We start from the raw sequence: 24,950 nt of genomic DNA, 5'->3' as shown, positions 1-24,950 counted from the left end.
TCAGGAAATCCGAATCATCGGTGTATTTCGTTACGATCACCCCTTCCTTCCGTGAAGGTACCGTAGATATGCTTCATAGCGAGCCCGAAGAGATCCGTCCTCAAATTCTTCGCTTTCTCCGTCTGCGCCTTGTTCGTCGGGGTGGGCGTCATCTCCGAAGTAAGGGCTGTTCACCTCTGTCCGAAGGCGCTCCAGGCCGCCCAAGGTCACTTCCCCGAAGTGTGGATTGTCCAGCAAGGTGGACAAATTGTCGATATCAACACCTTCTGAGTTGATTTCCTCGTAGATTTCCAGAAGCTTTCCTATTTCCGGTGCGCTCATCCTGGAAAGCTTATTTTTGTCTACATGCAAAAGTTCTTCCCAGCCCATGCGGAATTCTTCGAAGCCGCCAGTGAAATGCTTCCCTATCCGCTGCTTCAGCGTTTCGCCGGGAGAGGTGGCGAGGCGTCCGATGTTCTCATTCCTGATGTGCCTGTCGTATGCGCTGTCGAAGAGTTTCCCGGAAAGTCCGGAAATGTCTTCGGCGGTCTCCTTGTCGATGTGGAATCTGGACATCTCGTTGACGAGCGCAAGCCAATGATCTTCGGTGAGGCTGGCTGCTTCCTCGCCTTTTCCTATGAAGGTTTGCACTCTTTTCGCGAAATCTCTCTGGTTCCGGGCTTCGTGGCCGGACTTCCCGAGGATAATGCGCCCGATGTGGCCCGGGCTCAGCCCGATGATATCGGAAAACTCTATGTTCGATATTGGAATTCCGCGCACTCCCCCCTGTGTGGAGAAATTGATGAGCATTTCTTTCAGCTTCTCTCGGTCGCCCGACAGATGGGTGGCCCTGATCAAGCCCCTCTCACCTTCGTCCAGGGCGCGGACGGCCTGCCTTCCTCCGCTTGCCCTGTCGCTGCCTCGGCCGATCCTTCCGGCGTCCGGACCCAGGTACTCGTGCCGTTCACGTTTCACGGAGCGATAGCGTTTGGCTCCATTCTCGGTGGAAACCTCGATGTCACTGTCGGAGTCGGTTCTGTATCCGTGTTTTCCTCCGTCCGAGGATGGAATCCGGATCTCAAGGCCGTTGTTCTCGATTACCGTGGTGCCGTCGGACGGAGGTCTCACCCCGGAACTCGCGGGTGTGCTCATCGGGTTGGTCGGTGTCGGATCGCCCGTCTCGTTCTCTGTCGACTCGACCATGTGCTGGAGATACTGTGCGTACTCCGGACTGTTGGCAACATGGGGTTGGTGATCCAGGAGATTCTGCACGGCCGACTTCCAGAAATGGCCGTGATTGGGATTGAAGGACAAGCTGCTGAATCCGAGAGCATCGCGGTAGTACCTCAGTGCGGCCGCACAGCCGGCGCACGGCCGGTACCTGCCCTGGACGATGAAGGATCGCCCCGCGACCTCCGAGGGTTTGATGTCGGCCTTGTGCAGGGCCAGAAGCAGCTTCTGCTCGGCATGTACCGAACGAGGTTTCTCCGGCCCCCCTTTTTCCGTGGGGCCGACGCGGATCATGATCACCTTGCCCTCGTATTCCTTGGCGGTGAGCACCTCTCGCAGGTTGTCGGCGTCCGTGCCGACGAACTCGATCGTCCTGCCGACCGCGTCGCGCAAGATGTCGGCAGTGGCGTCGTCCTCCATGCCGCGCTGATTGTCCAGGATTGCCTGAACCTTCTCCGTGGCGCGGTCCATTCGCTTGAGTTCTTCGGATTGCTTCCCGGCCGTGAGGGGCTTGGGCTGCTGCTTCAGCAGTCCTTGCAGCGAGGTGTCCCCGCTTCCTTTCAGGTGTTCCCGGAGGGCGTCTGCGGATTCGTTGAAGTTCGATGCGAAAAGTAGCCTGCCATTGATCATCATGGACTGTGTCTCGCGGTCGTTCTGAACCGTTCCGGACGTCTTCTCCGCTTGCTCCTCCTGGGCATCAGTCATGATTTTGTGCAGCAGAAAAGAAAGATGGGAGAGGGTTTGCTCGGATCGCTCGTTCTCCATGGAGCGGGGGAAGCGCAGACGGGTTTCGCTCGTCACCCAGCCGAGGGTGCTGCCACCGTGGACGGCGACAATCGGGCTTTCTGTCACGTGGGAGCTGATGGAGTCCGCCGGATTCTTCTTGCGCTCCTTGCCCTTCCCCGTATCCGATTCGCTCGCCGGGGTCTCCTGATCCCCCTGGTGTCCGAGGTCCTCCAGATCCCCCTCGTACCCGGGGTCCTCCCGGTCGTCCTGGTTCAACTGATGTTGGTGCTCCCTCAGTCGCTCCAGCTCTTCTGCGTCGTCCTCTCTGGCACGGGGCTTCTTCTGGTTGCTCGGCCCTGGAGTGTCGTCGTCTTCTTCGCCAACACGCCTTTTCTGGCTTGATCCGGGGGCGCCGTCCTGGTCCGGCGCCTTGCTGGAGGGGTGGTGCGGTGTCTCACCGGGGGTGAGGCGCGTGGACGTCTCGGCCGGTTGGTTCTCTTTGTGGACGGGGGTCTCGGCCGGTTGGGACTCGTTGTGCACGGGGATGACGACGGTGTCGCTGACGTCCTCGATCGTCCTGAGGTAGTCGACGGGCAGTTCGCGCAGGCCGTCCGAGTCGAGGACGGCCATCAGCCCTTCCTCGTGGACTCCGGTGAGGCGTGGGTCGCGGCGGAACAGATGCGGGTCGCCGGTGGCCAGGCCGGTGACGTCCCGGTATTCGTCGGCGAGTCCGAGGTAGTGGAGGAGTTCATGGACGAGGGTGGCGTCGCTGTGCTCGAGGTCCCAGTGGAGTTGGTCCGCCCGGCCGGGCAGCAGGTTATGGGTGAGGGTGATGGCCTCGCCGTGGCCAGGGGCATGCACGAACTCCGCGGTGACGCGGAGCTGGTCGCCGGAGCGCGGGAGCGCGTAGCCCCGGTTCAGGTGCGTGTCCAGGAGGCTCTGCACACGGGTCCGGAGGGTGTCGAGATCCGAGTGATCCAGATGGTCGGCGAGCTCGAAGGGCAGGGTGACGAAGAAGTGACGAACGGTGCGACCGTCGGCGAGGCGTTCGCGTCGCACGTGGTTGCGGATCAGCGTCTCGGAGCCGTTGAGCAGGCCGGGGCGTCGGTCGTTCTGCCGCAGGGCCGGATCGAAGCGTTCGGTGTGCACCGCGGCCGTCTCGGTGTTCCGGAACGGCCGCAACTCCGCCGCGGAGACGAGCGCGTCGACCAGCCTGCCCAGAACCCGGGGGCGGATGGGGCGGTCGGGCAGAGTGCCGCGTCCCGCCGCCGGCCACGGGGTCTCGTCGGTACGCCGCTGGGGCTGAGGCGGCAGTGGCGGCGGTGGCGGGGGCGTGGGGTTGAGGATGTGGTAAGCGAGCGCGGAGAGGCTGGTGTTCGGGGCAGGGGGCGGAGTTTCGGTCGTGTTCGTGGAGTCGGCCGACGGGGCGGCGGTGGAGACCGTGAAGGCTACACGTGCGTTCGGGTCCGGTCCGGCCGTCTCCGAGTCGCCGACCGGTGCTGGAGCCTCGGCGGCGTCCACACTCCCGTCGTCGGAGGACGAGTGCGCCGACGTGGTCGGGATCGACGGGGAGAACGGGCCGGCGGAGGTCTGGCGGCTCCTCACGGGTGGGATGCGGTCGCCGGTCCCGCCCGGGGCGAGGTGGTCCGAGGATTCGTTCCGGGTGGTGTTCTCGGCTGCGGTGTTCTGCGGGAACGCCACGACCGGGGGGCGCGGCAGCACCGAGGGGCGGTGCAGGGGCTGGGAGGAGACCGACTCCCCTCGCGGGCCGCCGGGGCCGCCCAGGGGCCTGACGTTTCCGGTGTTCTCGGCGGACACCGCGGCTCCGCTGTTCTCGCCGGTGACGACCAGGTAGTGGATGCCGTCGTCGCTGTGCACGGCGAGTTCTACGGGGGACCCGATGGCGGTGGCGACGGCGACGGCACGAGTCTCGGCGGCCGCCAGCTGCGCCGCACCGTCCTGCGGCCCGAGCGCCAGCCAGAGCTGTGGCATCGGACGGTTCTCGTCCTGCTGTCCGTCGGGCTGTTCGCCGGCCTTCTTCGCCAGGTAGGAAGCGATCGCCTCGATCAGGTCGGCATCGGGCTGTCGGCCGTTGTCGCTGTCGGTTGTTGCCGCTGTGTCTGCCGTGTCCGTCGTAGTCGTTGCGTTTGTTGCGTTTGTTGCGTTTGTTGTGTTTGGCGTGGCCGTTGTCGCGGTGGGCGTGGTGGTGAGTGGCGGCAGGTCCCAGACGCCGTCGCCCGGGGGCAGGATGCCGAGCCCTCGCAGATCGATGTCGGAGACCCGCAGTATCGCGGTGCCGGTGACGTAGCGGACCGCCCCGTCGGGTTTGGTGACGGTGGTGACCGTGTCGACCTCGACCTCGTGCGTCTGCAGGCCGTTCGTGGCCGTGGGCAGCCCCGCCGTGCCGATCTTCGTCCAGCGGCGTCCGCCGGCCGAGACACCGCCGCCCTGGCCCTGGGGCACCGACTGGAACTGGAAGGGCGTGGCGGAGGCGCCGAGCGTGTGCTCGCCCTTGCTGTCGACGGTGTGGTTCACGCCGAGGGAGAAGGCGGACGAACGCGAGACGGAGGAGGTCGCGGTGGTGCCGGAACCGGTCTGCCGCACCCGGTCGATGGTGACTCCGCGGCTGCTCCCGATGATTTTCGGCCGCAGCAGTTGCGTGGTCATCGTCACCGAGGTCTTGCCGTCGGCGCGAGGCGCGGAACCGCCGAACCCCGCTGCCTGACGCAGCGAGTCGACCGTGATCTCCCCGCCGTGCAGCAGCTCCGTCAGCCGCGCCGCCGCCGCCTCGTCGCTCGTGCCGCTGGTGAGGGTGGCGCCCTTCGCGAGTTCGGGGGCCACCTCGTGGACCGCTTTCAGAAGCTCCTGGTGGTGGGTGATCTCGTAGACGGTCTCCGTACCGGTGGGCCGCACCGGCACCGCGGTCAGCAGCCCGTTCCCGGTGTTCCTCGGGTCGGTCTCCTGCACGCCCTTGGCCAGACGGTCGGCTTCGGCGGGTGCCTCGCCCGTGACCAGGGGATTCTCGTCCCTGGCGAAACGGATGGTGACGGCGGCGTCCACGTTGTCGATGGGGTGCGTCTTCCCGTCGATCTCCACCGAGGCCATGAAGGTCCACGCCAGTTGGAACTCCGCGCCCCCATCCGTACGCATCCAGAGGCGGTCCTCCGCGGTGCTCGTGGTGGTGACGGTGTCGGTGAGGGTGGTGGTGTGTGTGGCCGAGGGGGCGAGGGCCAGCTTGTGCTTGCTGTCGTCGATGGTGGGTATGGAGAGGCTGCCGGACGCGGCGGCTCCCCACTTGGTGGTCCGGCTCCGCGTTTCGGTGATGTTGTTGGGCGCGTGCTGGGTGAAGGTCTCCAGCCCGGCCCCCTTCGCGCTCTCACGCCCCTTCACCTGTAGGAGCTGTTCGGTGCTCCAGTTCGGGCGGCCCGCAAGGTGCACCGTGACGTCCTTGGTGGTCAGGCCGTCGGGGTACGGGAAGGTGAAGCTGAGCGGCTGTTCCCTGCCGCGGCCGGTGAGTGCGGCCATGGCGGCGGGGGAGGTGAAGTCCGCGAGCCGCTGGCGCAGTCCGGGCACGTAGTGCGAGCCGCCGGGGGTGAGGGCGCCGGGTGCGTGGGTCTCCACCAGCTCGGTCAGTCGGCGGTGGTACAGATCGCGCTCGATCCGGGGCTCCGCCGGGGGCACGTTGTCGGTGGCCTCCTGCTCCGGTGCGGCCTGTTCCTGTTCGTTCTCGTTCTCTTCCTGCTGCTGCTGCTGTTCCTGTTCCTGTTCCTGCTGGGTCTGTTCCTGCTCGGTCTGTTCCTGGCCGTCCGGGGATTCCGTCTGCCCCTGGGCGTCAGGATGTGTGGTCTGCGGTGCCGGGTTCGAGCTCGTGGCGCCGGGCGTACCGTCCGTGGGCGCGGGAACGGGCAACGGGCCGCTCAGCGGGGTCACGTCCAGCACGGCCGCCAGGCCGAGGGTTCCGCCCTGTACGAACCGGTACGGCAGCGAGACGTTCTCGGGCATGCCCTCGCCCAGGTTCTGCAGGTCCATCAGGTCGATCAGCCGGCCGTTGTCGCGTCGCAACTGCTCCGGCGTGGAGAGGAACTGCATTCCGCCCTTGATGGTGACCGTCCTGGGAGCGGTGACACCCCCGGAGTGGGTCACCGGGCCGCCACGTGTCCCGCGCCGCAGTGTCACCTCGTAGGTGACGTCGGCGGCGATACGGACGTGCTTGCCGCTCTCGGAGGGCACGCGCGTCACGGCCGTGGACGCGGCGGCCGTCACCGCCCGGGTGTTGCCGCGGCCGTACACCCCCTTGGCGCCCCCGCCGCCGGACACGGCCTTGCCCTTGCTCTCCTCATCGGGCGCGGGCAGCGGGTCGGCTGCCTTGGCCGCGGCCGCCTCGGTGTCCGCCCGGTGTGCCGTGGACTTCAGGCTGAAGCCTCCGCCCCCTTCGAGGGAGGAGGTGTTGGAGGTTTGGCGGGAGGCGCTGTCGACGAGCCCGAGGTCGATCTCGCCGTACTGGGTGACCTCACCGAGGCTGTGGAGGTTGGACAGCTTGGCGCGGATCTCCACGACGAGATCGGTGCCGGCGAGGGCGCCCGGCACGAAGAGGTCGTCGATGACGTAGACGCCCTTGACGAGCTGATGGGCGCGTGCGGACAGGGCCGTGGGGGTGATCTGGGCGTGCAGGGCCTCGCCGAGGGAGATCTCCTCGGACGTCCGGGTGTCGCCGATCAGCGTGTGCCGCACCGTCGTGGCGGCGTTCAGGATGTGCCCGGCCAGGGACTTGGCGCCTTCCACGGCCGAGGTCCACAGGCTGGAGGAAGCGCCGGTGGTCGCCACCGGGGCCGGGGCCGGACTCCGCGTCTGGTTCACGGTCCGGGACGGGTCGTTGTCGGCGGTGTGGGTCGGCAACACCGGATCGGTGGGGAAATCGCCTGGAATGGGACCACCCGCCGCGTGGTCCGGTTGTTCGGAGGGCGGTGTTTCCGACGGCGGTGTCTGGACGGGGGGTACCTCCTCCAGCATGTCGCTCAGGAGCTTGTGGAGTTCCTTGCTGCCCCGCAGGACGTCGACCAGTGAGCCGTCGGGCAACAGGCCGCCCGGGTCCTGGGCCTCCTTCCGTGCCCGCTCTTCGGCAGCCTGCTGTGCCGCATGATGCTCCTGCGCCTGTTCCTCGGACTGTTCCTGACTCTCTGTCTGCTCCTGTGTCTGCTCCTGCGTCTGTTCCTGGGCCTGTTCCTGCGCCTGTGTCTGTGTCTGTTCCTGCACAGCGGCGGGCAGGGTCCGGCTCGCGGGCAGGGCCACGTCCAGATATGCCTTGGGGTCGGTGCTGGTGCTGGTGTCGGCAGGTGTGAAGTAACCGGAGTCGTACGAGTGCAGCGATTGCCCTCCCGCCCGGATATTCAGGCTGAGCACGGCCGGTACCCGGAAGATCTCGGTGGCCTGGTTGCTCGTCGCGATCAACTGCGAATAGGCGAGCCCGGAGCCGACGGTCAGCGTCTCGGCGTACGACTTCGTTCCCTTGATCTCGCCGGTGGCCGCACCCCGTACCGGACCGTCTTTGGAACCGCCCAGATCGGCGTTGCCGCCGATCCACCCGGAGGTGGTCTGCGCCGACTGGCTGGTTCCCGGCACCGACAGGCCGGTGATGTTCGGGATGACGACGCCGCTGATCGTCCGCCGGTGACTGATGCCGTGGCTGTCGTCGCCGTTGCCGGACGGGGTTTCGGGGCTCAGGTCCAGCTGGAGCGCCACCCGGTCGTTGCCGCCGCCGATGACCGGCTTGTTGAAGTGGATGACGTAGCCGCCGTCGATCATCTCGTCCACTCCGGCCTGGAGGCCGGTCGGCGAGGTCAGCAGCGTCAGCTTGCGCAGGTTCTCCAGACGCGCCTTGACCAGGCGCTCGTCCGTGAGTACGCCCGGCTCACCGGCTTGGGGCAGATATCCGTTCTCCTGCAGCCAGCCGCGGGCGCTCTCCAGCACCGCGCGTACCCCCGCACCGTCGAGGGCCAGCGGAGTCGCGGTCAGCCCGAGGGACTCCAGTGCCGCCACCTCGGCGGGGGGCCGCGGCGCGTTGTCGGGGACGGTGCCGTCGACCGTCTCGGGGCTCAGGGCGCGGATCCATGCATCGGTGGCTGTCTCGCTCGCCCGGCTCGTCGTGTCCGGCCGGACGCTCCCGTCCGCGGCGATGAAGGTCACGTGGTACTTCACCCGTGCCGGGGTCAGCACATGCCCGTTGTTCGCCCGCAGGTTGTACAAGGCGTTGTGGGTGGAGCCGGCGCCGAAACCGCGGTCCTTCTGCCAGCTGCCGCCGGCCTTCACCGCGCTGTTGAGACCGACGTTGAAGTCCCGCAGCCCAGAGTCCGATTCGGGGTCCAGCGCGTTCCAGTTCGCGCCGGCCGAGAACTCGCCGCCCAGGGTGAGGGAGGCCTTGGAGAGGGCGTCCACCTTGATCTGGCGATCCAGGGAACGCTCGAAGTTGAAGCGCTTGTCGACCTCGATGTCCTGGAGGCCGTCGCCCTTGCGCGGTTCCACCTCCGCGACGGTCTTGAACATGCCGAGGGCGTTGCCGTCCGCGTCCAGCAACAGCGGCGAGAGCGTGCCCGAGGCGTCGTTGACGTTCTGGTTGAGTTGCGGGAGCTGCAGGGGGAGGGCACCGAGCTGCTGCTGGGCGCTGAAGAACCGCTCCACCGCGGCCAGTGACTCCGGGGAAAGCTGGTCGAGTTCGGTGCCGAACCGCTGTCTGACATCCCGCAGCAGGACGCCCGGGTCGGACATCGAGTCCAACGCCCACAGCGGCAGCTTGTCCAGGTGCTTGCGGAAGTCCTCGGGGTCGCCGTAGAGGGTTGCGGAGCCCGTGCCGTCGGCGGCGGGCGGCTGGGTGAGGTGCTCGGGGAACCAGGCCGTGACGAGATGGTTCGTGGCATCCTGCTCGGCGCCGGAGTCCGGCTGCTCCCCGGTTCCCTCCGTGGTCGGCGCGTCCTCTTCGCTCGGGATGGTGATGGTGGTGGCCGCGGTGTCGTCGCTGAACGTCTGCAAGGGGATGTCGGTGTTCCGCTCGCCCTGGCTGTCCGTGTCCGGAAGCGAGGCGGGCGTGAGGTTTCCGTCCGTACTCACAGTCGGCACGGGTGGGGTGCTGACGCTCCACGAGGCCTTGTAGTCGTACGGGGTCGCCGGTTCGCTACTGCGCAGCAGACTGGTCAGGACGACGGACTGGCTGACCGTGGTGGACACGGTGTTGCGGCCCAGCGTCCCGGTGGGGGAGACCGACACCGGGAAGCCGGTGAAGCGGTTCCAGATCGCGGACAGGAACGGAACGGACGTGTCGGTGTGCTTGTTGGCGAAGGTGCCGGCCCAGGAGGGCGCCGTGAGCGTACGCACGGAGGTCGTGCCGCCCTGGGAGTTGCTGTCGTAACCGGCGGAGTGCCGTTCCTCGTTGTTGCGCGGCGGTATCCGCCGCCCGTGCCCGTACATGAGGGAGGGGGCCGGGTCGGACAGCCGCAGCCGGACGTCGACCGGGTGGGTGGCGCCGCCGTAGACCAGGTGGATGCGGTGCCCGTCCGGGCTCAGCAGCATGACCCGGTTGTCGTGCAGGGCCTGGGCGCTCAGCAGGGTGGCCAGCTGGCTGTCGACCTCGGCCCGGTGTTCCTCGGCGATCTCCAGGGAGTTGCGGACCTGCTCGTGCAGGGAGTTGACGAGCTCGGGGGCGAGCGGGGAGAACTGCACTCCGCCCGGCAGCCCGCGGCTGTCGGTGCCGAGGTTCCGCACCGTCGCCGAGAGCGGGGCGGGTTCCTGCTGAGTGGTGGATGGTGCGGTGGCCGACTGGGGGTTCGTGACCGGCGTGACCGGTGTGACTGGCGTGACCGGCGGGGGCGGCGGGATCTGGTCCGGTGTGACCAGGTTCGTGGAGTCGGTCTCCGTGGAGGTGGTGGACTCGTCCTGGGAGACGGGGGAGACGGGGGAGACGGGGGAGACGGGGGAGACGGGGGAGACGGGGGAGACGGGGACTTCCGACGTGGAAGTCGTGACCGGGGAAGCCGGGGTACCTCCGGGCGGATTCCCCTGCTCCTCGGGGGTGTTCCCCTGGTCTTCGGAGACGTTCTGCTGCTCCTCGACCGTGTTCTGCTGTGCGAGGTCGGTGGGGCGCGGGGCCTGACTGGAGTTCCAGACCAGGGATTCCGGGTCGGTGGCCAGCTTTCCCTGGGTCCGGGTGTCCTCGTACGTGGTCGTGTCCTCGTACGTGGACGTGGACGTGGTGGTGACGTGGGAGCCGGAGTTTTCCTCCGTGGTGGAGGAGTTGGTCTGCTCGGTCGACACCGTCCCGGCCGTGGTGTTGTCGTCCCCCTGGCCGTTGGATTCCCAGGAGTTCGTACCGCTCTCGGTGGCCGGGCGTTGGTTGTCCGCGTTCTCCTCGCCGGTCTGCCGGTTCCCCTCGGTGCCGTTCCCGTTCTCCTGGGAGGGGTCCTCGACCGGGGTGCTCCGGCTCTCGGTGGCGAGGTCGGTCGGCTGATTCGGTGTGTTGTTGTTGTCGCCGCCGTTGCCGGAGGAGGCGGTGGCCGTCTGGTTGTCCTGGGCCTTCTGCTGGGAGGCGTTCGGTGAGGCCGAGTTGTTCGCCGTGTTCGCCGTGTTCGCCGTGTTCGACGTGTTCGACGTGTTCGCGGTGCTCGACGTGCTCGATACGCTCGACGTGTTGGCAGTGTTCGATGTCGTGGTCGGGGCGGAGGTGGTGGCGATCGGCGTCGGGGTTCCCCGGTTGTCGCCCTGACCGGCGCCGGACTCTCCGCCCTCGCTCGCGAGGTACGTCGGATCGTCCGGGGCGTCCAGGTACTGAAGGCCGTCGTCCCCGTCGGCGAACAGCTCGTTCAGGCCGAGATCCGGCATGTCGTCCGTGAGGCTGCCCGCCTCCGCCTCCGCGAAGAACTTGTCGAGGCCGAGGTCCGGCATGTCGTCGGTGAGCCCCGACTGCCCGCCGCCTCCGCTGTTGCCGAAGTCCGGCGGGTCCATGCCGAGCGAGCCGCGCAGCCCCAGCCCGAGCTTCTCGCCGCCGGTCTCCAGCAGGTGGCCGATGCGCCCCTCGACGATGCCCGACCCGAAGGTGAGCCCGGAGGTCTTGAAGGTGTGCTCGTCCGAGAAGATCAGGTTGTACGTGCCCTCCGAGACCGCCGCGTGGGCGCCCTCGAACAGACCCGTGACGGTGGTGCCCCGCACGGACTGGAGGATGCTCTTGCCCATCGCGTCCGCGGTGCCCTCGGTCAGGACCTTGGTCACCCGGTCGTCGAGCTGCTTGGCGATCGGTTTGAGCGCCTCCCCCAGCGCGTCGGGCAGTTCCTTCCGTCCGGTCGCCATGAGCAGGGTCGACGCCCACTGCCGGCCCGCGTCGCGGGCCGCGGTGCCGCCGAAACGCCGCTCGAAGGCGTCCCCGACGTCCTTGATGAAGTTGCGGGCCGCCTTCTCCGGGTTGGGCCCCGTGGTGTTCGGCAGATGCTTGCGGAAGATGTCGGTCATGTCCTGACCGAAGGACTGAGGCTTGGGAGGGAGGTCCTTGTTGGTGTTCGGCTTCGGGGTGTCGCCGGGCGGTGTCTTCGCGGGCGGGGGCGTGACGTCGTCGCCCGCCTTGTTCTTGGACGGGGGCGGAGGCGCGATGTCGTCGCCGGCCTTGTTCTTGGGTGGCGGGACGGCGTCGTCGCCCAGCTTCTTCTTGGGTGGCGGAACGACGTCATCGCCCAGCTTGTTCTTGGGCGGGGGCAGTACGTCGTCGAGCTGCTTGCCGAGCTGCTTGCCGGCGTCGTCGCCGAACATCTTGGAAAGGAGCTTGCCGAACTTCTCGCCCAGCGCGTGGAAGGGACCCGCCAGCAGGCCCTGGATCGCTCCGGACAGGGCCGCGTTCTTGGTGAGGTCGCCGTCCCACTCGTCGCGGGTGCCCTGGTTCAGCTGGGTCCACTGGACGAGACCGTCCATGGCCACACCCATGCCCACGTTGATGATCTCGTGCATGAGTAGCGTGAGGAGCATCCGCCCCAGCCGCGTGCGGATGATCAGCCGCACGATGGCCTGCTTCTGCAGATACGCCGCGATGGACGCGCCGAAGAAGAAGGACAGCGCCATCGCCACCGCTGCCTCGACCAGCAGCTCCACCAGCTGAGCGATGATCATGTACTTGGTGTACTGGAGCTGGGTGGCGCTCTTGCGGGTGAAGCCGGCGATCAGCTCCGCCTGCTCGGTGACGGAGTTGAAGTAGTCGAGCCCCTGCTGGCCGCCGAGGAAGGACTTCATCGCCTCCTGGTACATCTCGGCGGCGGTGCCCTCGAAGTTCTTCCTGGTGTAGCCGAGTGCGTCGGCCACCTGTTTCTGGATGTCGCCGTTCAGTTTCCCGTGCAGCCCTTTGTGCGCCTCGGCGAGCGCGAACATCTTGTCCTCGTCGCCGTCCGGCGGGACCTCACCGGTCAGGGCCGCGAACAGCCACGCGCACTCGGGGGGAAAGTGCAGGGACATGGCTGCTCAGTGCTTCTTCGTCGTACTGGTGTTGACGTGGTCGATCACGCCCTCCTGTGTCTTCTTGAACTTGCTGGAGGTGTCGCCGAGGCTCTGCCCGCTGGACTCGAGCGCCTTGACCAGCGCCTCGGTCCCGTCCACGACGAGGCCGAGACCCTGGTAGTACTTCTTGGCGAAGGTCTCACCGAACTCCCCGGTGCCCCAGCAGCCGCGGTAGCTGGTGATCTTGTCCATGTACTCGTCGCGGGCGACCTTGAGTACCTCGCTCACGTCCTTCACGGCCTCACCGCTGCGGTTGAGGCCCTCGGTGTCGACGTCGAGTTCGCTCATCGGTCCGTCCTTTCCTTCCCGGTGCCGGTCCCGCTCTCCTCGTCGTCCACCAGCTCGTCCAGCAGAGCCCCGCCGGAGGTGGCGGTGGAGCGGGAGGGCGGTACGACCAGGTCCGTGTCCTCCCGCAGCGGGGCGAACAGTTCATCCCACTCGACGGGCGCGAACCCGCCCTCGGCGTCCGGGGACATTCCCGGGACGGGGCCGAACGGCCGGTAGATGTCCAGCAGTTGGGAAGCCGCCTGGGAGCGTGCGGCGGCGATGGTGCTCATCACCGCGCTCGCCAGCTCGGCGGGGGCCATCGTGCGGTACCGCGAGGTGGGGAAGCGCAGGTTCGTCACCTCGCCCTGCGCCCCTACGGTCGCCTCCACCGAACGGTCCTTGGCCGTGACCGTCGCGGATATCCGGGACGCCTCCGCCGCGGCCGTGTCCAGCCGCGTCCGCGTCTCCTCGAACTCGGCCAGCGCCTCCGCCAGCCGTTCTTCCAGGGGATTGCTCATCGTCCCGCTCCTCCTTGTTCGCGCACACCACGACCCCGGCGGGAGACCGGCCTCTGCCGGCCGAACCCGGTACCCGCACCCCCGTACACCGGGCTCACCGCCCGATCACGCCGACGACCCCGCCCTCGTCGGTGCCCCAGACGTCTTCGTCCTCGCTGACCCAGGTGGCGCGCTCGCGCTCGTCGCTCTGGGTGTTCTGGCCACCGGCGCCGCCCATGCCACCGCCCATCGGAGGCATCATCGGCATCCCGCCGGAGCTGGTCGCCGGACGGCGCATCGCGGCCGACTCCTCGGCGGCGAGCTGGGCGGCTCGACCGCGGGCGGCCGCCGACTCGTTGATCGCGGACATGCGGGTGCGCTCGCCGGGCAGGGCACCGCCGGCACTCGCGCCGCCGGGCGGGGTGAGGCTCTGCCCCAGGGGGTTGGCGGACAGCGGGGGCGGTGCGGAGGAACCGCCCGAGCCGTAGCCGCCGTAGCCACTGCCGGTCAGGGACGTGTTCAGCTTCTTGTAGTCGTCCGGGTAGTCGTAGTAGTCGAAGGTGCCGAAGCCGCCCGAGGACTTGTTGCCGCCGAGGCCGGTCGGGCCTCCCGTGACCTTGAGCGTGCGGCCGTCGGCGTCCGTGGTGACCGTCCGCCCGTCCGGGTAGCTGATCTTGTGGCCACCGTCCTTGAACTTCTGGTCCACCGTGCCGTCCGGATACTTCGTGGTCGTGGAGCCGTCCGCGTTGTGCTTGGTCTCCGCGCCCGCGTTCCCGCCGAGGGGGTTCAGGTGCTCGGTCTTCTTGTCGCCGTCCGGGTCGGTGGTGGTGTAGGTGCCGTCCGGCCCGAGCTTGGTGGAGGTGCCGTCCTTGTACGTGGTGACGACCGTGCCGTCCTTGTCCACCTTGGCCACCGAACCGTCGGCGTACTCGATGGTCGAGGTGTTCTTGCCCAGGTGCGAGACCGTCTTGGTGCCGTCCGGGTCGACCGTGGTGACCGTTCCGTTGGAACTCACCGTGGTCCTGGTGCCGTTGGCGTGCACCGTGGTGGCCGAGCCGTCCTTGTTGAAGGTCGTGGTCGAGCCGTCCGGGTTGTGGACGGTCTGCCCCGGCGCCGGATGGGAGACGGTCTTGTTGCCGTCGGAGTCGGTCGTGGTCAGCGTGCCGTCGGCGGCGCGGGTCTGGGTGGAACCGTCCTTGTACTGCGTGACGGTGCTGCCGTCCGCGCGGATCGTGGTCCTGGTGCCGTCCGGGTACGTGACCGTCTCGCTGCCGTCCTTGTGCAGCACGGTGGTGGAACCGTCCGGGTTGACGGTGGTCGTCGTACCGTCGCGGCCGATGGTGGTGGTGGTCCCGTCCTTGTGCGTGATGGTGCGGGAGCCGTCCTGGTTGTACGTGGTGGTGGAGCCGTCCGGGCCCTTGGTGGTCTTGAGCGGGACGGAGGTGTTCGGGCCCGTGCCCAGGCCGAGGCCGGGCCCGTTCAGCCCGAGCCCGGGCGGGGGCGATCCCGGAGGACTCTTCTCCTGGTGCCCGTCCGGGAAGGTCGTGGTGTACGAACCGTCGGGGTTGCGCACGGTGGTGGAGCCGTCCGGGTTGTGGACGGCGCCGTCGAGGCCGGTGCCCGTGCCGGGGCCGTTGAGACCCAGGGTGGGCGGGGGGACCACGTCCTTCAGGCTGGGCGGCGTCTGGTTGTCGTTCAGACCGGGGGGCGTCTGGTTGTCGTCCAGACCGCCGCCGAGGCTGTTCGGATCGAGCTTCGGCGGCGGTGTCGTCTGGTCGTCGTCGCCACCGAGCTTCGTGTCCAGCTCGTTCTTCTTGTCCTCAAGGTCCTTCTGCTGTTGTTCCTGGTCTTCTTTCAGCTGCCTCGTCTGGTCCTCGGTGTACTTGGTCTTCAGGTCGGTGAAGCCGGGATTGAACGCGAAGGCGCTGTTGGACTTGGAAATGGTCAGCAAAGCTTCATTGAGATTACCGGCGACCGTGGTGGCGGCATCATCCAGCGTCTTCAGGCCCTTGCACCACTCCACATAGGCCTGCTGCGCAAGTTTATGCCAGGCCTCTTCGGTCCGCAGGTCGCCGTAGCTATTGCCGTTCTCCTCGTAGAAGATGGAGAAGGTCTCATTGGGGTAGTATGAGTTGATTTTTTTATGGATATTGGTGATGTTGCGCGTGTTCAGGTACGAGACGACCTCGTCTATCTTTTTTGCGAGAACGATGGTGGGCAGCCACATGTCACCCTTCAGCCATGTGTCCCAGGCATCGTGCAGGTCCGACGCCGCTTTATTGATCGCTGTTGCCGCTTGGCTGAGGTTCTCGCCCACCAGGGAGTCCGGCGTATAGTCCAGAAAGAGTGTTTCTCCTGCGGAGGAGCCGGTCGAACTCCCGGAGGGGGCCAGGGACTCCGCAAGGTCCTTGTAGCCCAGATTCAGGCCGTCAATAAGGGAGCGGAAGACATCCGCCCCGGTGCCTTGCCAGGATGCATCGTCCTCTCCGAGGCTCTTGTGCCACTGTTCGAGCTTCGGTCCATGATCCTTGAAAAATGTCCGTACCAGATCGAAAGATTTGGCTGTGGTGATGAGGGAATTCAAATCTACGGAGTCTTCCTTTTTCACCACCTTTCCTCCCGCGTATTGGCCGCCCCAACCCGTGGTGGAGTGAAAATTCTTGAGCTGGTCAAGCGCTTCTGCGTATCCGTAGTCGAATGCTGAAGCGACCCCCCCGGTCTTGAATCCGTCATCCCCCCAAGGCACGTTCAGGGTGATTTTGTAATACTGCTTGATGGCCTTCTCGGTGGAGCCGGGGTAATCGTAGAAACGGACAACCATGGAAGTGCCGAAATTGCCCTCCTTTGTTTCTCCTGTTATTTGGAAGATATTTATCACTTCGGTCTTGACCTGCAGCCAGCCGTATCCTTCCGCACTTCCGTCGGCTGTGCTGCCTATTTTCCCCACGTCTTCGCGTGTTCCGCCTGCGAAACCGGTGAGTTGACCGGCGATGTATTCCCATCTGACCGGGGCGTTCTCTGCTGGCATGGCGGAATGGGGGCCTTTCGGAAGGGGCGGGACGTATTGTGATGCGTGTCAGGTTCCGGTGTTGGTCCCCTGCGGCTTGGGGCCGAGGTCCTTGTCTATTAGCTTCCAGTCGTTCAGGAGGTCCTGTCCCTTGATGTCGTCGAGCGTTCCCTGCTGGGTTTCCGCCATGTCCTTGATGGTGGCCAGCAGGGTTTTCTTTATGTCGCCGAAAAGGGTTCCCTGATCTTCTATGATCCCGTTCAGTGAGATCGCGCTGTCGCTGATGTACTTCATGAAGGCGACCGCGCTGATCGGAGTCGTCATGTCTTCGTCGCTCACCGCCAGTTTGCCGAGCTGGGGACCTTCGGCGAAGTACACACCCTTTTGGGTCAAGGCGCTGGAGAGGCGGAGCATCGTCCACAGACCCGCGGGAATTTTATCCGTCTTCTGCAAGTTGCCCAGTGCATCGATGAAAGCCTGGATCCCATTGGTCCCATCGTTGACGAATTTCGTCAGATGGTCCTCGTCGAGATGGGAAAGATCGATACCTTCGGCCATGGTCTCTCTCTCGAACGGCGGGGCGGGGTGGTGGGGACGTCCCAGCGCCACCGGTCGTTGCCGGTGGCGCTGTCGGCGGCAGGGTCAGATGCGCACGTTGGACCACTGGTCGGCGCTGCGGTTCTCGTGCTTCCTGTAGATCTCGCTGATCTGGTTCAGCAGGGCGCTGTGGCTCTGGAGAATGGTGCCGAGGCCCTCCGAGGCCCGGTTCCACTCGTTCTGCTTCTGCCCGTACACGGAGGCGTCCGCACCCTGCCAGGCTCCGCGGAGGCCGGCCAGTTCCTCGTTGAGCGCGGTGACGGTGTTCTGGATCGCCTTCGTCTGCATCCGCATATCCTCTGCGGCGCGGTCGACATGCTGGTACTCGACGTGAATGACACCGTCGGTCTTGTTGGCGTAGAAGTCGGGCATGAAAGCTCCTCGAACGGCAGACGGATGGGAGAGGTGACGAAGGCGGTCGGCTCAGGAAGTGAACCCGGCTCAGGGGTTGAGCTTGTTCTCGGTGCCCTGGGAGATGCTGGAGCGCTTGGCCGCCTGGATGAAGTCGTTGATCTCGGCCTGGGTGCGCGACTGCGCCTGCCCGGTCTCGGTCAGCGTCTGCATCATCTCGCCCATGCTCCGGGTGATCACGTCCACCTGGCCGCTCCACTCGTTGAGCAGGCTCTGAAACGCCGTGCCGTCCGCGCCGCCGTAGGCCCTGATGAGGCCGTCCATCACGGTCTTCACGTCGTTCTGGGCCCTCGTCACCCCCTCCTTGGCCTGGGAGAGGGCGTTGTAGCCGCGCTGGTTCTCACTCTGGTCCGAAGTCTGGGTGTTACCGGGAGGCGGCGGAGTCGCCATGGTGGGTTCCTTGTCTGACGCGCGGCAATGAGAACTGACGAGAGGAAAGAGTCGAACACTCGTCTAGATAAAGCCTGATGCTAAAGAGACCTGTGTGACCCATGCAACGTTCTGTGAGTCATTTGAGGTTCTTCTGATGTTCGAACCCGGAAGCAAGGCCCAAGACATGGGGAAAGATGCCGTCAAGTCGGCAGAGCTTCACCCACAGTTCGACTTCGCCTCCGTCAACGCGGTGGCTGTGTCCGTCGACTGACTGCCCGTCGCCGTGGCCACATCCAGTCGCGGTCCCGTGGGCAGCATGTCCAGCAGCCTGGACGGCACGGCCTGAGCATGGCCGCCCTTCAGGCCCAGCCGCTCCACCGCGGCGGCGTCCGGCAGCCGGTACTTCACACCGATGTCGGTGACCAGGTACGTGGTGGTGCCGCGTACCCCGCCGCCGGCGCCGAGCGCCTGCACCAGCGCGCCGCCGTCCGGGCGGACGGCGACCCCGTCCACCGGCAGGCAGGCCCGCGCGATCTCGGGACCGGTGGCCGGGGCCGGGACACTTCCGGTCTCCTGCACCAGGGCGAGACGCACCCGGGGGGCGGTGCCCTCGGGCTGGATCTGGGCGCAGAGCGCCGAGCCGGTGGCGACGGTCCGCAGGGCCGGGGCGCGGCCGGGCCAGTCCGCCGGGTCCGTCGCGGTCTTCCCGGCAACGGCCTGCCGCCGGGTCAGCTCGTCGGCGGTCAGCGTCAGCGGCTTCGGGGCCCTGCCCTGGTAGACCTGGCTCGCGGTGCGGTCGTCGCCGAGCACGAGGGCCGCCGCCACAGCGGTGAGCGGGCGCAGCCCGGCCTTCTCCAGCAGGAAGTACTGCTTGGCGGTGCCGGGGGAGGAGAGCGCGAAGACCTGGCCGACCCGGGCCGTCGCACCGGCGACCCGGCCCGTCGCCGTACCGCGGCTGTCGACCTCGGGGGCCACCAGGTCCGCGCCCGCGGGCAGGCTGTCCAGGAAGGCGGCCGAGACGGGGGCGGGGACGGCGCCGGAGTAGCCGAGCGACTGCAGGGCCCCGTGTCCGCCGATGCGCATCCGGTGTTCGCCCCAGAGCAGGTACTTCATCCCGTCCGGGCCCTTGACCAGCACGCTCTCCTGCTTGCCGGGGAAGTCGCCGTCGGCCGGGAAGCCGAGGCGCAGGGAAGTACGGGCCTTCCGGTCGGCGCCGTCGGGGCCGGTGTGCTGCGGCTCGTCGGCGCAGACCTGCCAGGCGCCCTTCTCCAGGTCACCGGGACCGGGCAGTGAGTCCGGGGCGCCGGGTATGCCGATGGGGGTGCCGTGCGCCTCGCCGCGCAGGGAGGCCCCGGAGACCGTGACGGTGCCCAGCTCCTTCTGCGAGATCAGGCGTGCCGAGGCGTAGTTGCGTACGGGGCGGAGCCGGCCGTCCAGGTACAGGTAGCGCGTACCGGTGTCCTTCTGCACGATCAGCGCGTCCGCCGTGCGCCAGGTCTTGGTGCCGGTCGGGGAGATGAGCCCGAACAGCAGGAAGCCGACGACGAGCACCACGCCGAGCCCGATGCCCCAGGCCAGGCCGCGGTTGGTGCGGCCGACGGGGCTCTCCGGGGCGTCCGGGTCGTGGCGCAGCATGCCGCCGGTGAGCCGGCCCATGACGAACATGTGGGCCTGGACCTGGTCTTTCCTGGACTGCATGCCGTGCCCCCGTCAGCCGGAAATGGCGCGCAGGTCGCCGTAGACGCCGAGTACCCACAGGGCCAGCGGGATCAGTGCCACCGCCGCGCAGGTGTGCAGGATGTCGCCGGCCCGGCCCCAGTGGGGCAGGACCCGGCGGCCGGGCACCGTCCAGGAGGTGATCGCCGCGATGCCCGCGAGGGCGAACAGGGCGGCGAGCAGGACCGGACGGTCTTCGGGGGAGAGCTCGGCTCCCTCGGTGAGGGCCGCCAGGACCAGTCCGTACAGGCCGGGCAGGAAGACCGCCGGGCGCTGCCAGACGTTGCCGATGGCACGGGAGTGCAGCAGCAGGAGCAGGCAGAGGACCCCGGCGGTGACCCGGGCCGGGGTGCCCGGGTCGTCCAGGAGCAGTGCGGTGAGCACGGCGGCGCAGACCAGGCCGACCGCCACGTACAGGGCGGTCATCCACTCCTCGGCCAGCGCGGTGCGGCTGACGACGTGCCCGTGCGGGTGCGGGTCGATGCCCTCCTGCAACTCCTCGGCGTTGGAGGGCAGCACGGGCAACCGCAGCCCCGACAGCCGGAAGGAGAGCCCGGGGACCAGACCGCCGACGGCGACGGTGAGCACGCCCACCACGCTCGCCGCGTGTCCGAAACCGACGTCCAGGGTCAGCATCAGCGTCCCCCACACCGCCCCCGCCAGGGCGATCACCGCCATCGACAGCAGCAGCGGGACGAAGGCCGCCACCGCGGCCACGGCCAGGACCGCACCGCCCACGGCCGCGGCGGACGCGGCCAGCAGGCGGGCGCCGGTCAACTGCCCGCCGCTGTCGGCCTCGCCGGCCGGCAGCAAGGCGCCGGCCAGCGCCAGGTAGGGCGACACGAAGACCCCGAGGGCGGCTCCGGCGGCCGAGTCCCCGACCGCGCGGGAGGCCGCGGCGGCACCGAAGAGAACCAGCAGTCCCGCGACGCCGGCGACGGCGGCCCGAGCCGGTCCCTCCCCGCCGGGCAGGGCGCAGACCACCCAGCCGGCGGCGAGCAGCAGCACGGCCGAGGTGCGCAGCAGCCAGCGGCCGGTGCGGCTGTCCCAGCCGTGGGGGCGTTCGCGCATGGTGCTGGCGACCCCGTCCACGAGGTCGTCGAAGTGGATCGCGGGCAGCGCGTCGACGCGGGGCCGCAGATGGAGCGTCTCCCCGTCGCGCAGGGACAGCACCTCGGGAGTGCTCTCCTCGTCCAGCGGTTCCTCGCCGAGCCGTTGCAGCACCCAGCCGCCGTGTTCGATTCCCTGCTCCGCGAGTTCCTCACCGGCATGGTCGAGAAGGGTCGGCAGAAGGTCGGCCAGGGGGACGTCGACCGGCACCGCGAGGTCGAGCAGACGCTCGGGGGTCTTCACTGTGAGTCGGCACAGACCGGGGCTCGATATGCCCGAAGTTTCCGTCATGGCGGGTGGCCGCACCTCTCCGAGGGGCCGGGGTACCGAAGTGGGGAAGCGCACATTACCTTGGACAACACGTCAGGTCCCAGGCCCCCCGGGCCGTTTGACCGCCCGTCGCTCGCGCTGCCCGGCGGGGAGCGGTCCGCACCGACGGAACACCGCGCGAGCGGCCTGAGGACCGGACGCGACGAGCCCCGAGGAGACACCCAGCGTGAGCACCATTCTGTTCCGCCGTCCCGCCCGCCGGCGCGGTCCCGACATGCCCGACGGGGAGCTCAGCCTTCAGGAGCCGCCCACGCTGCCGGAGGCGGAACCGAACACGTCCGCCATGTGGACGTACCTGCCGATGGGTCTCACCTCGCTGGCGATGCTCATGATGTTCCTGCGCCCCGGCCAGGCGACCGCCTTCAGCTACATAGCCATCGGGCTGATGCTGCTCTCCTCCGTGGCCATGATCCTCGCGCAGCTGATCCGGACCGCCGGTGAACGCAAACGCAAACTCAAGGGGGAGCGGCGCGACTACCTGCGCTATCTGACGCAGATGCGCCGCAAGATCCGCGTCACGGTGGGCGCCCAGCAGAAGGCCCTGGCCTGGCGCCATCCGGCACCCGCCGCCCTGTGGGCGCTGACCGGCACCAGCAGGCAGTGGGAACGCCGGCCCTCCGACGACGACTTCGCCGAGGTGCGGGTGGCGGTCGGCGACCAGAAGCTCGCCGTGCGTCTCGCGCCGCTCGCCACCAAACCGGTCGAGGACCTCGAACCGCTCTCCGCGCACGCCCTGCGCAGTTTCATCCGCGCCTACGGCACCGTCTCGGGCCAGCCCATCGCCCTGTACCTGCGCGCCTGGTCACGGGTGGTGATCCGGGAGGAGGGCGAGGACGAGGAGCGGGACCGGGCCCTGCTGCGGTCCCTGATCGCCCAACTGGTCACCTTCCACGCCCCGGAGGAGCTGAACATCGCGCTCTGCGTGAGCGACGAGCGGCGCGCCGCCTGGGAGTGGCTCAAGTGGCTGCCCCACGCCCAGCACGGCTACCAGCGGGACGGAGCCGGTCAGGCCCGGCTCGCGGCGGCGGACTTCCAGGCCCTGGAGGAGCTGCTGGGCGCCGACTTCACCCAGCGGCCGCCCTTCGACCCGGAGACCCCGCCGGGGCGCGACGAGCCCTTCACCCTGGTCGTGGTCGACGGCGGGGCCGTGCCCTCGGGGCACCGTGTCACCGGGCCCGGTTACCGCAACACCGTGCTGGTGGACCTCAGCGGGGCCCTCGCCTGGAAGGCCGCCCGGGGCACGCTGCGGCTCCGCCTCGACGAGGAGGGACTGCACCTCGTCCGGACCGATCGCGACCGCAAAGAGCAGGCCACTCTGCTGGGGCAGCCGGACAGCCTCGGACCGGCCGCCGCCCGCGGACTGGCCGCGCGGCTCTCCCCGTACCGGCTCGGCGGCGGTGTCACGGCCTCGGAGCCGTTCGTCACCGACACCGAACTGACCACCCTGCTGGGCATCCCCGACCTGCGGCGGCACGAGCCCGCCCGGCTCTGGCGCCACCCCGTGGAGGGGCGCGGACGGCTGCGGGTGCCCATCGCCGTCGGCGAGGACGGCACGTCCGTCGAGCTCGACATCAAGGAGTCCGCCCAGGGCGGCATGGGCCCGCACGGCATGCTCATCGGCGCGACCGGCTCCGGCAAGAGCGAGCTGCTGCGCACCCTCGTCCTCGGGCTGGCGCTCACCCACTCCTCCGAGACGCTCAACTTCGTCCTCGTCGACTTCAAGGGCGGCGCCACCTTCCTCGGCATGGACGAGCTGCCGCACACCTCCGCCGTCATCACCAACCTCGCCGACGAGGTCGCCCTCGTCGGCCGCATGCAGGACGCCCTGCACGGGGAACTGATCCGCCGTCAGGAACTGCTGCGCAAGGCCGGCAACTACGCCTCCCTCCTGGAGTACGAGCGGGCCCGCGCCGCCGGGACGCCGCTCGCGCCGCTGCCCAGCCTGTTCGTCGTCGTCGACGAGTTCAGCGAACTGCTGGCCGCGCACCGCGACTTCATGGAGCTGTTCATCATGATCGGCCGGCTCGGCCGGTCGCTCGGCGTACACCTGCTGCTCGCCTCCCAGCGACTGGAGGAGGGCCGGATGAACCAGCTGGAGGGCCACCTCTCCTACCGCATCGGTCTGCGTACCTTCTCCGCCATTGAGAGCCGCGGCGTCCTCGGCGTCCCCGACGCCTACCACCTGCCCTCGCAGCCCGGCAGCGGCTATCTCAAGAGCGGTGTCGAGGCCCTGACCCGCTTCCGGGCCGCCTACGTGTCCGGCACGTACAAGGCGCCCCGCCGGGGTGCCCGCCGGGAGCAGATCGCCCGTCAGGTGGTCTCCTGGGGAACCGAATGGGTGGTGCCCCACACCCTGCCGGCCGCTCCCGACCCGGAGCCCGCGACCGAACCGGAGACCGAGGAGAGCCTGCTCGGCCTCGCCCTGGACCGGCTGCGCGACAGCGGACCGCCCGCCCACCAGGTGTGGCTGCCCCCGCTGGACACCCCGCCCAGCCTCGACGCCCTGCTGCCGCCGCTGACCCCGGACCCCGACTTCGGGCTCACCGTCGCGGGCTCCCCGGACCGCGGCCGGCTCCGCGTTCCGGTCGGCCTCGTGGACCGTCCCTTCGAACAGGTACGGGACCTGCTCACCGTCGACCTCTCCGGCGCCGGCGGCCACGTCGCCGTCGCGGGCGGACCGCAGAGCGGCAAGAGCACCCTGCTGCGCACGTTGATCTGCTCCCTCGCCCTCACCCACTCCCCCCGCGAAGTGCAGTTCTACTGCCTGGACTTCGGCGGTGGCGCCCTCTCCTCGCTCGCGGGCCTTCCGCACGTCGGCGGGGTCGCCGGGCGCCTGGACCGGGAGCGGATATCCCGCACCCTCGCGGAGGTCACCTCGCTGCTCAACCGGCGCGAGCTGTTCTTCCAGGAGGAGGGCATCGACTCGATGTCCACCTATCGCAAGCGGCGCGCGGCGGGTGAATTCGCCGACCAGCCCTTCGGGGACGTCTTCCTCGTCGTCGACGGCTGGTCCACGGTGCGCAACGACCTCTTCGACGACCTCGGTGTCTTCGGCGAACTGACCGCCCGCGGCCTGAACTACGGCGTCCACCTCGTGATCGCCACCTCGCGCTGGGTGGAGGTGTCCGCCGCCCTGCGCGACCAGATCGGCACCCGGCTCGAACTGCGCATGGGCGACCCCATGGACTCCGCCATCGACATCCGCAAGGCCGGTACCGTACCCACCTCGCCCGGCCGCGGTCTCAGCCCCGACAAGATGCACTTCCTCGCGGCCCTGCCCCGGATCGACGGGCAGGAGCAGGCGGAGGACCTCTCGGAGGCGCTCGCCGACCTCGTCGAGGCCGTCGCGGAGAGCTGGGACGCCCCGCCGGCGCCGGCGGTACGGATGCTTCCCACTCACCTGCCCGCCGCCGAACTCCCCGCCTCCGACCGGGCGCTGCGGGTGGCGATCGGCCTGGACGAGGTGGAACTCGCGCCCGTCTGGCATGACTTCGGCCAGAGCCCGCACCTCTACCTGGTCGGTGACACCGAGAGCGGCAAGACCAGTGCGCTGAGGCTGCTGGCCCAGCGGATCATGGCGACCCACAGCCCCGACGAGGCGAGCTTCCTGGTGGTCGACTACCGCCGGGAACTGATCGAGGCGATCCCTGAGGAGTACCGGCTCGGGCACGCCGTCTCCGCGGACCCGCTGCGTGAGTACGTGGACGGTGTGGCCCGCGCGATGGCCGGACGGCTCCCCGGCGAGGACATCTCCCCGGCCCGGATGCGCCGTGCCGACTGGTGGAACGGGCCGCGCCTCTTCGTGATCGTCGACGACTACGAGATGGTCGGCTCGCCCTTCGACGGCCCCTTCGAGCCGCTGCTCAGCCATCTGCCGCTCGGCTTCGAGATCGGCCTGCACATGATCGTCGCCCGCGCCTCCACCGGCGCGGGCCGGGCGGACGCCCTCGTCCGCAAGATGAACGAGGTCAACTCGTCCGCCCTGCTGCTGTCCTGCCCGCCGTCGGAGGGATACCTCCTCGACAACGTCAAGCCGCGCATCCTGCCGCCCGGCCGGGCCCAGAGCGTCGTCCGCCGCAAGAACCGGCTCATCCACCTCGCCCTGCCCGAGCCCGGTGCGGAGACCACCGAGGAGGAGTGAGCCGCGGTGGGCGTCAGCCGGTACCGGCTGACGCCTGCGGGGACTACGG

Annotated in this window: 10 protein-coding genes; 1 reads left to right on the top strand and 9 read right to left on the bottom strand. The window is 68.4% G+C overall.

Features of this window, described 5'->3' with window-relative positions:
- Positions 1-36: 36 nt before the first annotated feature.
- The 9 genes from ACFVV1_RS21130 to eccD all read right to left on the bottom strand — a co-directional run bounded on the left by ACFVV1_RS21130 (position 37) and on the right by eccD (position 20,721).
- Positions 37-12,411, bottom strand: coding sequence for a hypothetical protein (locus ACFVV1_RS21130; protein WP_389991185.1), 12,375 nt, complete (start codon positions 12,409-12,411; stop codon positions 37-39).
- A 6-nt stretch (positions 12,412-12,417) separates the two neighbouring features.
- Entirely contained in the window at positions 12,418-12,741 is a 324-nt protein-coding gene (locus tag ACFVV1_RS21125) for a hypothetical protein (protein ID WP_389991183.1), read from the bottom strand.
- Positions 12,738-13,238: a YbaB/EbfC family nucleoid-associated protein gene (locus ACFVV1_RS21120; RefSeq protein WP_389991180.1), complete on the bottom strand. Its 501-nt coding sequence runs from the start codon at positions 13,236-13,238 to the stop codon at positions 12,738-12,740. The genes ACFVV1_RS21125 and ACFVV1_RS21120 overlap by 4 nt, the downstream gene beginning before the upstream one ends.
- 94 nt (positions 13,239-13,332) lie before the next feature.
- The gene (locus ACFVV1_RS21115; RefSeq protein ID WP_389991178.1) at positions 13,333-16,245 is read right to left on the bottom strand and encodes an AAWKG family protein; all 2,913 of its coding nucleotides are present in this window, start codon (positions 16,243-16,245) and stop codon (positions 13,333-13,335) included.
- 48 nt (positions 16,246-16,293) lie between these two features.
- The gene (locus ACFVV1_RS21110; protein WP_389991175.1) at positions 16,294-16,782 is read right to left on the bottom strand and encodes a type VII secretion system-associated protein; all 489 of its coding nucleotides are present in this window, start codon (positions 16,780-16,782) and stop codon (positions 16,294-16,296) included.
- A gap of 84 nt (positions 16,783-16,866) precedes the next feature.
- Entirely contained in the window at positions 16,867-17,193 is a 327-nt protein-coding gene (locus tag ACFVV1_RS21105) for a WXG100 family type VII secretion target (RefSeq protein WP_362195029.1), read from the bottom strand.
- Between the two features lie 69 nt (positions 17,194-17,262).
- Positions 17,263-17,622, bottom strand: coding sequence for a WXG100 family type VII secretion target (locus ACFVV1_RS21100; RefSeq protein WP_389991173.1), 360 nt, complete (start codon positions 17,620-17,622; stop codon positions 17,263-17,265).
- 198 nt (positions 17,623-17,820) lie between these two features.
- Positions 17,821-19,302: a type VII secretion protein EccB gene (gene eccB, locus ACFVV1_RS21095; RefSeq protein WP_389991170.1), complete on the bottom strand. Its 1,482-nt coding sequence runs from the start codon at positions 19,300-19,302 to the stop codon at positions 17,821-17,823.
- Positions 19,303-19,314: 12 nt separating this feature from the next.
- Positions 19,315-20,721, bottom strand: a complete 1,407-nt coding sequence (gene eccD, locus ACFVV1_RS21090) for a type VII secretion integral membrane protein EccD (RefSeq protein ID WP_389991168.1) — start codon at positions 20,719-20,721, stop codon at positions 19,315-19,317.
- 205 nt (positions 20,722-20,926) lie between these two features.
- Here eccD and eccCa point away from each other — a divergent pair, with 205 nt between their 5' ends.
- The gene (gene eccCa / locus ACFVV1_RS21085) at positions 20,927-24,901 is read left to right on the top strand and encodes a type VII secretion protein EccCa (protein WP_389991166.1); all 3,975 of its coding nucleotides are present in this window, start codon (positions 20,927-20,929) and stop codon (positions 24,899-24,901) included.
- Positions 24,902-24,950 lie beyond the last annotated feature (49 nt).

Origin of the sequence: Streptomyces sp. NPDC058092, assembly GCF_042884935.1 — a bacterium.
Taxonomy (GTDB): Bacteria; Actinomycetota; Actinomycetes; order Streptomycetales; family Streptomycetaceae; genus Streptomyces.
The sequence above is the reverse complement of the archived record's forward strand: the minus strand, read 5'-3'. Positions and strand labels throughout refer to the sequence as shown.

Excerpts from the sequence above, each read along its gene's own strand:
- eccB (WP_389991170.1), bottom strand. The coding sequence starts at position 19,302 with ATGCAGTCCAGGAAAGACCAGGTCCAGGCCCACATGTTCGTCATGGGC.
- eccD (WP_389991168.1), bottom strand. The coding sequence starts at position 20,721 with ATGACGGAAACTTCGGGCATATCGAGCCCCGGTCTGTGCCGACTCACA.
- ACFVV1_RS21125 (WP_389991183.1), bottom strand. The coding sequence starts at position 12,741 with ATGAGCGAACTCGACGTCGACACCGAGGGCCTCAACCGCAGCGGTGAG.
- ACFVV1_RS21105 (WP_362195029.1), bottom strand. The coding sequence starts at position 17,193 with ATGCCCGACTTCTACGCCAACAAGACCGACGGTGTCATTCACGTCGAG.
- ACFVV1_RS21110 (WP_389991175.1), bottom strand. The coding sequence starts at position 16,782 with ATGGCCGAAGGTATCGATCTTTCCCATCTCGACGAGGACCATCTGACG.
- ACFVV1_RS21100 (WP_389991173.1), bottom strand. The coding sequence starts at position 17,622 with ATGGCGACTCCGCCGCCTCCCGGTAACACCCAGACTTCGGACCAGAGT.
- ACFVV1_RS21120 (WP_389991180.1), bottom strand. The coding sequence starts at position 13,238 with ATGAGCAATCCCCTGGAAGAACGGCTGGCGGAGGCGCTGGCCGAGTTC.
- ACFVV1_RS21130 (WP_389991185.1), bottom strand. The coding sequence starts at position 12,411 with ATGTCCCTGCACTTTCCCCCCGAGTGCGCGTGGCTGTTCGCGGCCCTG.
- ACFVV1_RS21115 (WP_389991178.1), bottom strand. The coding sequence starts at position 16,245 with ATGCCAGCAGAGAACGCCCCGGTCAGATGGGAATACATCGCCGGTCAA.